We start from the raw sequence: 9,190 nt of genomic DNA on the forward strand, positions 1-9,190 counted from the left end.
AGAACAGCAATCTGATCGAACTCCGTGAGCTCACATGTGGCTACGGCGACCGGGTCATTCTAGAGAACATCAATCTCGTCGTCCCCCGCGGCAAGGTGCTCGCCCTCATGGGCACTTCCGGCGGCGGCAAGACCACCGTCCTGCGCCTCATTGGCCGTCAACTTCAACCCATGAGCGGCCAGGTGCTGCTCGACGGCGTCGATATGGCCACCTTGGATGAGCAAGGCCTCCACGCCGCGCGCCGCCGCATGGGCATGCTGTTTCAGTTCGGGGCGCTGTTCACCGACCTCACGGTGTTCGAGAACGTAGCCTTTCCCTTGCGCGAGCACACCGATCTGTCTGAAGCCATGATCCGCGACCTGGTGCTGATGAAGCTCGACGCGGTCGGCTTGCGTGGCGCGCGTGACTTGTTCCCGTCGCAGATCTCGGGTGGCATGTCGCGCCGTGTCGCCTTGGCGCGTGCCATTGCGCTGGACCCGGATCTCATCATGTACGACGAGCCTTTCGCCGGGCTCGACCCCATTTCCATGAGCGTGGCCGCCACGCTGATCAAGGACTTGAACGCCGCCCTCGGCGTGACCAGCATCGTGGTCTCGCACGATGTGGACGAGACCTTCCTCATTGCCGACCACGTGGTCTTCATTGCCAATGGCCGCATCGCGGCGCAAGGCACACCGGCCGAGATGCGTGCAAGCGAAGACCCGCTCGTGCGCCAGTTCGTGGGTGGGCTGGCCGATGGCCCCGTGCGCTTCCACTACCCGGCGGCGCCGATGGCGGAAGACTTCGGTGTCGGGGCGGCGCGATGAACTGGTTGAACCCCGCTGCGCTTGGTTTCGCGGTGCGCGTCAAGTTGACCGACGTGGGCGCGGCGGCGCGCCTGTTCGTGCGGCTGCTCGCGCTCGTCGGCGTGGCGTTTCGCCGCTTCCGCCTGATCGTCGATCAGCTGTTCTTCCTTGGCAACCGCTCGCTCTCGATCATCACCGTGTCGGGCCTCTTCGTCGGCTTCGTGCTGGCGCTGCAGGGCTACTACACCTTGCAGCGCTATGGCTCGGCCGAGGCGGTCGGTCTGCTGGTCGCACTGTCGCTGGTGCGTGAGCTCGGCCCGGTGGTCACGGCCTTGCTGTTTGCGGGGCGAGCGGGCACCTCGCTCACCGCGGAGATCGGCCTGATGAAGGCGGGTGAACAACTCGCCGCGATGGAGATGATGGCTGTCGACCCGATCAAGCGCGTACTTGCGCCGCGTTTCTGGGCTGGTGTGCTGGCGATGCCCTTGCTCGCTGCGGTCTTCAGTGCGGTCGGCGTGCTGGGGGGCTGGGTGGTGGCGGTGCCCTTGATCGGCATCGACCCGGGCAGCTTCTGGTCGCAGATGCAAGGCGGTGTCGCGGTCTGGGCCGATGTGGGCAATGGCGTGGTCAAGAGCATCGTGTTCGGCTTCACGGTAACCTTCATCGCGCTGCTGCAGGGCTATGGCTGCCGGCCCACGCCCGAGGGCGTGTCGGCCGCGACCACGCGGACGGTGGTGATGGCGTCGCTGGCTGTACTGGGTCTGGACTTCGTCTTGACGGCGATGATGTTTTCGATTTGATGGAGCCATGACGATGCAAAACTCTCGTCACGACGTGTGGGTGGGCCTGTTCGTGCTGATCGGTGCCGCCGCGATCCTGTTTCTGGCGCTCAAGGCCGGCAACTTGCTGACGCTGAACTTCGACGAAACCTATTCCGTGGCCGCCAAGTTCGACAACATCGGCGGGCTCAAGCCGCGCGCGGCGGTGAAGAGCGCGGGCGTGGTGGTCGGCCGCGTCGAATCGATCAGCTTCGACGACAAGACCTACCAGGCGCGCGTGATGCTGCAGCTGGAGAAGAAGTTCGCCTTCCCCAAGGACAGCTCCGCCAAGATCCTCACCGCCGGTCTGCTGGGCGAGCAGTACCTCGGCCTGGAGCCCGGCGCGGCCGAGAAGAACCTCGTCGCCGGCGACACCATCACGCAGACCCAGTCGGCCGTGGTGCTCGAAAACCTCATCAGCCAGTTCCTCTACAACAAGGCGGCCGATGGTGCTTCGCCTGCGGCTCCGGCGCCGGCCGTGGCCGGCGGGGCGAAGAAGTGATGCGAAGACTGGTTCTGTGGACGGTTCTCGCATGGCTGGTAGTTCTTACCGGTTGTGCCACCACGACGGCAGCGCCCAGCACTCCCAAGACGGCCGCGCAGAAGATCGACCCTTGGGAGAACTGGAACCGCAAGGTCTACGCCTTCAATGATTCGGTCGACGAGGCGGTGCTCAAGCCGGTGGCCACGGCCTACACCAACGTGGTGCCGCAGCCCATTCGGCGTGGCGTGACCAACTTCTTTGGCAACGTGTCGGATGTCTGGTCGGCGGTGAACAACCTGCTGCAGGGCAAGGTGGCCGAGAGCATGCAAGACGTGATCCGCGTCGGCACCAACACGCTGTTCGGCCTAGGTGGTTTCCTCGACGTGGCAAGCGAGTTCGGTGCCGACAAACAAGGCGAAGACTTCGGCCAGACCTTGGGTGCATGGGGGATGGAGCCCGGGCCTTACGTGGTGTGGCCATTGCTCGGGCCCTCCACGCTGCGCGATTCGCTGGCCCTGCCTTTGGACATCCAGGCCACGCCCACCCTCGTGATCACCGACCAGGTGGGTGTGTGGGCTGTCGGTACCTTGCAGGTGGTGAACCAACGGGCCAACCTGCTCGGTGCCACCGGCATGTTGAACGACATTGCGCTCGACAAGTACGTGTTCGTGCGCGATGCCTACTTGCAGCGGCGCAGGAGCCTGGTCTTCGATGGTGACCCGCCGGACATCAAGGAAGAAGACGAACCGCCGGCGTCTGCCCCCGCTCCTGCCCCTGCAGCGTCAGGGGCCAAGCCGTGATGTGCAACACGCACCGCGTGTTGCTGGCGTGTAATGCAGCCTGGTGCAGCCAACCGGCACGAGGTTTGCCGCGTTATCCGCTGAACTCAGGTCACTGAGCGCTCTCATACTGGGGGCGAGCCTGCGGGCTCCAGCGAACAAGAAAGGAACAGAATGCTTCGCCAACTTTTCACATCATGGTTTACCGCTGCCGCCTTGTCGCTGGCAGCCTTTGGCGTGGCGCACGCGCAGCAGGCGCCCGACGCCCTCGTCAAACAGGTCTCGAACGAGGTGCTGGATGCCGCCAAGGCCGACAAGTCCATCCAGGCCGGTGACGTCAACAAGGTCATGACGCTGGTGGAAGCCAAGGTCATGCCGCACGTCAACTTCCAGCGCATGACGTCTTCGGCCGTGGGCCGCTACTGGCGCCAGGCCACACCCGAGCAGCAGAAGCGCCTGCAGGAGGAGTTCAAGACCCTGCTGGTGCGCACCTACTCGGGCGCGCTTGCGCAGGTGAAAGACCAGACCGTGCAGCTCAAGCCGCTGCGTGCCGGAGCAAACGACCCCGAAGTCGTGGTGAAGACCGAGATCCGTGGCAAGGGCGACCCGATCCAGCTCGACTACCGTCTCGAGAAGGCCGGTGAGACCTGGAAGATCTACGACGTCAACGTGATGGGCATCTGGCTGGTCGAGAACTACCGCAACACCTTCGCGCAAGAGATCAGCGCGGGCGGCATCGATGGCCTGATCACCAAGCTGGCCGAGCGCAACAAGGGCGCGGCGCCGGCCAAGAGCTGAGCGATGCTGGTGCTTCCCGCCACCGTCACCACGCTGCAGGCGCGCGACACGCAGCGCATGCTGTCGCAGGCCTTGCAGCAGGAGATCAAGACGCAGAACGAGCCGCTGCTGACCATCGATGCATCGGGCCTGCAGCAGTTCGACTCGGCGGCGCTGGCGGTCTTGCTGGAGTGCCAGCGTCTGGCGCAGGCTTGGGGCAAAGGCTTCGCGGTGCGCAATGCGCCGGCCAAGCTGGCTGACCTGGCGCGGTTGTATGGCGTTGATGCGTTGCTGATGCCCGCGAGTTGATCCGATAGCACGAGCGGGCCGAGCGCCGGGCCGCTCCCAAGCCGGCCCGCATTCCCTCGGGGGATCGCCCGATGTACCCATCGGGCGAGGGGTCGTCACTCTTGCGCCACGTAGCGCTTGGCGCGCAGGTTGCGCTTGATGTCCTGCAGCATGGGGCGCAGTTCCTTGCCCAGCCGCAGCGCCACGCCGGTCGTGAGGATGTCGATCACCACCAAGTGCAGCAGGCGCGACACCATCGGGCTGTAACGGTCGAAGTCTTCCGGGTGATCCACCGGCAGCAGGATCTGCAGTGTGCCGGCCTGACCCATCTGCGCCAGCGGTGAGCCGCTGGTGGTGATGAAGATGGTGGTTGCGCCCCGCTTGCGCACGATCTCGGCCACGTCGATCAGATCGCGGCTGCGGCCCGAGTTGGAGATGATCACCGCGCAGTCGCCGGGCTGCAGCATGGTGGAGCTCATCACCTGCACGTGGCTGTCGCTGATGGCGACCGCATTCACGCCCAGGCGGAAGAACTTGTGTTGCGCGTCCTGCGCGACGATGCCCGAGTTGCCCACGCCGTAGAACTCGACGCGTTGCCCCGCCTTGCCGGTGGCCGCCAGGGCCTCGATGGCGCGCTCGAACGCGTGGCCGGCCGCGTCGTTGCGGTACTTCAAGAGAGCGCTCACCGCGTTGTCGATCACTTTCACGACAATGTCGTTCGACTTGTCGTCTTCATCGACCGCGCGGTGGACGAAGGGCACACCTTCGTTGACGCTGCCGGCGAGCTTGCGCTTGAAGTCGGTCAGTCCGTCGTAGCCCACGCTGCGGCAGAAGCGCACGACCGTGGGTTTGCTCACGTGGGCACGCTCGGCCAGTTCGGTGACCGGCAGGCTGGCGAAGCTGCGCGCATCGGCCAGCACCAGCTTGGCCACGCGCTGCTCGGCGGGAGGCAGGGCAGGGAGGGAAGCTCGAATGCGATCGAGCATGTTGCTCATTGCTCTTCGGACCAGGCGAAGCCGTCACGGGCCACAAGTGCGCTTGCTGCTGCCGGCCCCCAGGTGCCGGCGGCATACGGCCGCGGGCCGGTGGTGTCGTTGCCCCAGGCGCGCAGGATCGGCTCGACCCAGCGCCAGGCCTGTTCCTGCTCGTCGCTGCGCACGAAAAGGTTGAGCCGGCCGGCAATGGCGTCGAGCAGCAGGCGTTCGTAGGCGCCCACGCGGTTCTCGGCAAAGGCCTTGTCGAAGTCCAGGTCGAGCGACACCGGCGAGAGCATCTCCTGCTGGCCCGCGCCCTTGGCGGCGAGCAGGTGCAGTTCCAGGCCGTCTTCGGGCTGCAGCTTGATCACGAGCTTGTTGGGCTGGTTGTGCCCGGGGAAGATGCTGTGCGGCGTCGGGCGAAAGTTCACCACGATCTGCGCGTCGCGCGCCGCGAGCCGCTTGCCGGTGCGCAGGTAGAAGGGCACACCGGCCCAGCGCCAGTTCTGCACCTCGGTGCGCAGGGCGACGAAGGTCTCGCAGGGGCTGCCTGCCGGCACCTTCTCTTCCTGCAGGTAGCCCGGCACCGGCTTGCCGGCGGCGCTGCCGGCGCGGTATTGGCCGCGCACCACGTCGCGCGCCACCGATTCTTCGGTGAAGGGCTTGAGCGAGCGCAGCACCTTGAGTTTCTCGTCGCGGATGGCATCGGCGTCGTAGCTCGACGGCGGCTCCATCGCCACCATGGTGAGCAGCTGCAGCGCGTGGTTCTGGATCATGTCGCGCAGCGCGCCGGTGCGGTTGTAGAAGTCGCCGCGCGTGCCCACACCGATCGCCTCGGCCAGCGTGATCTGGATGTTGGCAATGCTCTCGCGCCGCCACAGGGGCTCGAACAAGGCGTTGCCGAAGCGCAGCGCCATCAGGTTCTGCACCGAAGGCTTGCCCAGGTAGTGGTCGATGCGGAAAGCCTGCGTCTCGCTGAAGACAGAGCGCACCACGCGGTTGATCTCCTGTGCGCTGGCCAGGTCGTGGCCCAGCGGCTTCTCCAGCACCACGCGGATGTGCGGGCCATTCAACCCTGCAGCGCCCAGTTGCTCGCAGATCTGCGGGAAGAGGTGCGGGCTGGTGGCAAGGTAGAGCACGGCCGTGTCGGCGTTGCGCTCCTCCAGCCACGACTTGAGCTTGGCGTAGTCGGCGGGGTGCGACAGGTCCATGCGCCGGTAGTGCAGCAGCTCGGCGAAACGGGCGAACTCCTCGTCGCTCGGGCGTTTGGCGCCTTCCACCTCCTGGAAGCGCTCCTTCAGCCAGGCGCGGTACTTGTCGTCGCCCTGCTCGTCGCGGGCCACCGACAGGATGCGCCCGCCCGCCGGCAGCTTGCCGTGGCGGAAGGCCTGGAACAGCGCCGGCATCAGCTTGCGCCAGGTGAGGTCACCGGTACCACCGAAGAAAACCAGGTCGAAGGACATGCGTGCGCGCCTTGGATGTAATTTAGTTTCACCCGAAATGATGCCGTTGTTTCTTCTGCGCGTCAAACCGTGTATTCGAGAGATCGAACTCCGTAGGGGCTCAGGTTCTAATGACACATCCCCGCTGTACGCTCCTGCCCATGAACCAACTCGACCAGCTCAAACAGTTCACCACCGTGGTGGCCGACACCGGCAACTTCAAGCAGCTCAGCGCCTTTGCGCCGCGCGATGCGACCACCAACCCGTCGCTCATCCTCAAGGCTGTGCAGCAGCCCGACTACGCACCCTTGCTGGCCGAAACGGTGGCGGCGCACAAGGGGCGCAAGCTGGAGGAGATCGTCGACGAAGTGCTGGTGCGCTTCGGCCGCGAGATCCTGAAGGTGGTGCCGGGCCGCGTCTCCACCGAGGTCGACGCCCGCTTGAGCTTCGACACCGCCTGCACCGTGGCGCGGGCCCAGCGCATCATGGCCTTGTACGAGTCGCATGGCGTGGGCCGCGACCGGGTGCTGATCAAGATCGCCGCCACCTGGGAGGGCATCCAGGCGGCGCACATCCTGCAGCGCGAAGGCATCCATTGCAACCTCACGCTGCTGTTCTCGTTCTGCCAGGCCGTGGCCTGCGGTGACGCCGGCGTGCGGCTCATCTCGCCCTTCGTCGGCCGCATCTACGACTGGTACAAGAAGTCTGCCGGCACGGGCTGGGACGAAGCGGCCAACGCCGGAGTCAACGATCCCGGCGTGAAGTCGGTGGCTCAGATCTACACGTACTACAAGAAGTTCGACATCGACACCGAGGTCATGGGTGCGAGCTTCCGCAACGTCGGCCAGATCCTGGCGCTGGCCGGTTGCGACCTGTTGACCATCAGCCCCGAGTTGCTGGCGCAGCTGCAAGCCAGCGACGCGCCGGTCAAACGCGCGCTCGACCCCAAGGCGGCGCAGGCGGCGCCTATCCATGCCGTCACCTTCAACGAGGCGAGCTTCCGCTACGCCTTGAACGAAGACGCCATGGCCACCGAGAAGCTGGCCGAAGGCATCCGCGCTTTTGCGGCCGACGCCATCAAGCTCGACAAGATGATCGAGGGTCTCAAGTGAGCGCACCGCGCTGCGACCGCACCGAGGCCTGGGCCGCGCTCGGCGGCCACTTCGAGGCGCATGGCCGGGCGTTCGATCTGCGCGAGGCCTTTGCACGCGATGCGAGCCGCTTCGACAGCCTTGGCCTGCAGGCGCCCGAGGTGTACGCCGACCTGTCCAAGAACCTGATCGACGTCGCCACACGGCGCTTCCTGCTCGACCTGGCCGCCGAATGCCGGCTCGAAGCACGCCGCGACGCCATGCTGCGCGGCGACGCCATCAACACCACCGAAGGCCGCGCCGTGCTGCACACGGCGCTGCGTGCGCCGCGCGGCCTGGGGCCATTCAGCGCCGAGGTGCACGAGGTGCTGGACCGCATGCTCGCTTACGTCGAGACCGTGCGCGACACGGCCAAGAGCGGCATCCGACACATCGTCAACATCGGCATCGGCGGCAGCGACCTCGGCCCGCAGATGGCGGTGCCGGCGCTCGATGCCTTCGCGCACCGCGGGCTCACGCTGCACTTCGTCTCCAACGTGGACGGGCACGACATTGCGCCGGTGCTGCGCAGCCTGCGGCCGGCCGAGACACTCTTCATCATCGCGAGCAAGACCTTCACCACCCAGGAGACCATGGCCAACGCGCAGGCGGCCAAGGCCTGGTTCCTGGCGCAAGGCGGCACCGACACGCGCAAGCACTTCGTCGCCACCACGACCAACGTGAAGGCCGCGGCCGAGTTCGGCATCGACACCACCTTCGGCTTCTGGGACTGGGTGGGCGGGCGCTACTCCATGTGGTCGGCCATCGGCCTGCCCATCGCGCTGGCCATCGGCGCAGAGAACTTCCGCGCCATGCTGGCCGGTGCGCACGCCATGGACCAGCACTTTGCGCAGGCCCCGCTGGCGCAGAACCTGCCGGCCACGCTCGGCTTGCTCGACGTCTGGTACCGCAACTTCCACCGTTTCACGAGCCGCTGCGTCGCACCGTATCACCAGGGCCTGAAGCGATTGCCGGCCTACCTGCAGCAGCTGGAAATGGAGAGCAACGGCAAGTGCGTCGACGTCGACGGCCAGGCTCTGCCCTTCGCCACCAGCCCGGTGGTGTGGGGCGAGCCGGGCACCAACGGCCAGCACGCCTACTTCCAGATGCTGCACCAGGGCACCGACGTGATCCCGGTGGAGTTCATCCTCGTCAAGCAAGCGACCCACGATCTGCCGGGCCAGCATGACAAGCTGCTGGCCAACGGCCTGGCTCAAAGCCAGGCGCTGATGCTGGGCAAGAGCGCGGCGCAGGCGTTGGCCGAGAAGGCACCCACGGCCTCGCCCACGCTGGATGCAGCCACGCTGGCCAGCCACCGCACCTTCCCCGGCAACCGGCCGAGCACCACGCTGCTGCTGGATCGGCTCACGCCGCGCAGCCTGGGGGCGCTGATCGCGCTCTACGAGCACCGCGTGTTCACGAGTGGCGCGCTGTGGGGCATCAACAGCTTCGACCAATGGGGCGTGGAGCTGGGCAAGGCACTGTGCAACGACCTGCTGCCGCGCCTGGCGTCAGGCGCCGTGGCCGGCCTCGACGGCTCGACGGCCGGCCTGCTGGCGAAGCTGCGCGCGTGAACAAGAAGCACATCGTCTTCGACTTCGGTGGTGTGGTGTTCCAGTGGCGGCCACACGAGCTGTTGCGCCGTACGCTGCCGCACCGCGCTGTCGACGAAGCTGCGGCGCAGCAGCTGGTGGTCGACTTCTTCCAGAACTA

Annotated in this window: 10 protein-coding genes; 8 read left to right on the top strand and 2 right to left on the bottom strand. The window is 66.2% G+C overall.

All coding sequences use genetic code 11. The features are described 5' to 3' along the window. Positions 1–11: 11 nt before the first annotated feature. The 6 genes from VFL64_RS14430 to VFL64_RS14455 all read left to right on the top strand — a co-directional run bounded on the left by VFL64_RS14430 (position 12) and on the right by VFL64_RS14455 (position 3,952). Positions 12–806, top strand: a complete 795-nt coding sequence (locus VFL64_RS14430) for an ABC transporter ATP-binding protein (RefSeq protein ID WP_489541084.1) — start codon at positions 12–14, stop codon at positions 804–806. After that, positions 803–1,585 (top strand): lipid asymmetry maintenance ABC transporter permease subunit MlaE, encoded by a 783-nt coding sequence (gene mlaE, locus VFL64_RS14435; RefSeq protein ID WP_489541076.1) that lies wholly within the window; start codon positions 803–805, stop codon positions 1,583–1,585. The genes VFL64_RS14430 and mlaE overlap by 4 nt, the downstream gene beginning before the upstream one ends. A gap of 13 nt (positions 1,586–1,598) precedes the next feature. Further along, entirely contained in the window at positions 1,599–2,105 is a 507-nt protein-coding gene (gene mlaD, locus VFL64_RS14440) for an outer membrane lipid asymmetry maintenance protein MlaD (RefSeq protein ID WP_489541077.1), read from the top strand. Next, positions 2,105–2,887 carry an MlaA family lipoprotein gene (locus tag VFL64_RS14445; RefSeq protein ID WP_489541078.1) on the top strand — a complete coding sequence of 261 codons (783 nt, stop codon included), beginning with the start codon at positions 2,105–2,107 and terminating at the stop codon, positions 2,885–2,887. The genes mlaD and VFL64_RS14445 overlap by 1 nt, the downstream gene beginning before the upstream one ends. 153 nt (positions 2,888–3,040) lie before the next feature. Continuing rightward, positions 3,041–3,664, top strand: coding sequence for an MlaC/ttg2D family ABC transporter substrate-binding protein (locus tag VFL64_RS14450; protein ID WP_489541079.1), 624 nt, complete (start codon positions 3,041–3,043; stop codon positions 3,662–3,664). A gap of 3 nt (positions 3,665–3,667) precedes the next feature. Next, complete coding sequence (locus VFL64_RS14455) at positions 3,668–3,952, top strand: STAS domain-containing protein (RefSeq protein WP_489541080.1); 285 nt, start codon at positions 3,668–3,670, stop codon at positions 3,950–3,952. A 95-nt stretch (positions 3,953–4,047) separates the two neighbouring features. On the opposite strand, the gene VFL64_RS14460 is transcribed toward VFL64_RS14455, so the two are convergent. Together VFL64_RS14460 and zwf are read right to left on the bottom strand one after the other, a co-directional pair. After that, a complete protein-coding gene (locus VFL64_RS14460) occupies positions 4,048–4,917 on the bottom strand; it encodes a MurR/RpiR family transcriptional regulator (protein ID WP_489541085.1) in 870 nt (289 codons plus the stop codon). A 5-nt stretch (positions 4,918–4,922) separates the two neighbouring features. Next, complete coding sequence (zwf, locus tag VFL64_RS14465; RefSeq protein WP_489541081.1) at positions 4,923–6,368, bottom strand: glucose-6-phosphate dehydrogenase; 1,446 nt, start codon at positions 6,366–6,368, stop codon at positions 4,923–4,925. A 140-nt stretch (positions 6,369–6,508) separates the two neighbouring features. On the opposite strand from zwf, the gene tal reads away from it, so the two are divergent. Both tal and pgi read left to right on the top strand, forming a co-directional pair. Further along, positions 6,509–7,459 (top strand): transaldolase, encoded by a 951-nt coding sequence (gene tal, locus VFL64_RS14470; RefSeq protein ID WP_489541082.1) that lies wholly within the window; start codon positions 6,509–6,511, stop codon positions 7,457–7,459. Further along, a complete protein-coding gene (pgi, locus tag VFL64_RS14475) occupies positions 7,456–9,051 on the top strand; it encodes a glucose-6-phosphate isomerase (protein ID WP_489541083.1) in 1,596 nt (531 codons plus the stop codon). Before tal ends, pgi begins: the two co-directional genes overlap by 4 nt. Positions 9,052–9,190: the final 139 nt, after the last annotated feature.

The organism is Rhizobacter sp. (genome assembly GCF_035702065.1).
Taxonomy (GTDB): Bacteria; Pseudomonadota; Gammaproteobacteria; order Burkholderiales; family Burkholderiaceae_C; genus Rhizobacter.

Excerpts from the sequence above, each read along its gene's own strand:
- mlaE (WP_489541076.1), top strand. The coding sequence starts at position 803 with ATGAACTGGTTGAACCCCGCTGCGCTTGGTTTCGCGGTGCGCGTCAAG.
- mlaD (WP_489541077.1), top strand. The coding sequence starts at position 1,599 with ATGCAAAACTCTCGTCACGACGTGTGGGTGGGCCTGTTCGTGCTGATC.
- VFL64_RS14445 (WP_489541078.1), top strand. The coding sequence starts at position 2,105 with ATGCGAAGACTGGTTCTGTGGACGGTTCTCGCATGGCTGGTAGTTCTT.
- VFL64_RS14450 (WP_489541079.1), top strand. The coding sequence starts at position 3,041 with ATGCTTCGCCAACTTTTCACATCATGGTTTACCGCTGCCGCCTTGTCG.
- VFL64_RS14455 (WP_489541080.1), top strand. The coding sequence starts at position 3,668 with ATGCTGGTGCTTCCCGCCACCGTCACCACGCTGCAGGCGCGCGACACG.
- VFL64_RS14460 (WP_489541085.1), bottom strand. The coding sequence starts at position 4,917 with ATGCTCGATCGCATTCGAGCTTCCCTCCCTGCCCTGCCTCCCGCCGAG.
- zwf (WP_489541081.1), bottom strand. The coding sequence starts at position 6,368 with ATGTCCTTCGACCTGGTTTTCTTCGGTGGTACCGGTGACCTCACCTGG.
- tal (WP_489541082.1), top strand. The coding sequence starts at position 6,509 with ATGAACCAACTCGACCAGCTCAAACAGTTCACCACCGTGGTGGCCGAC.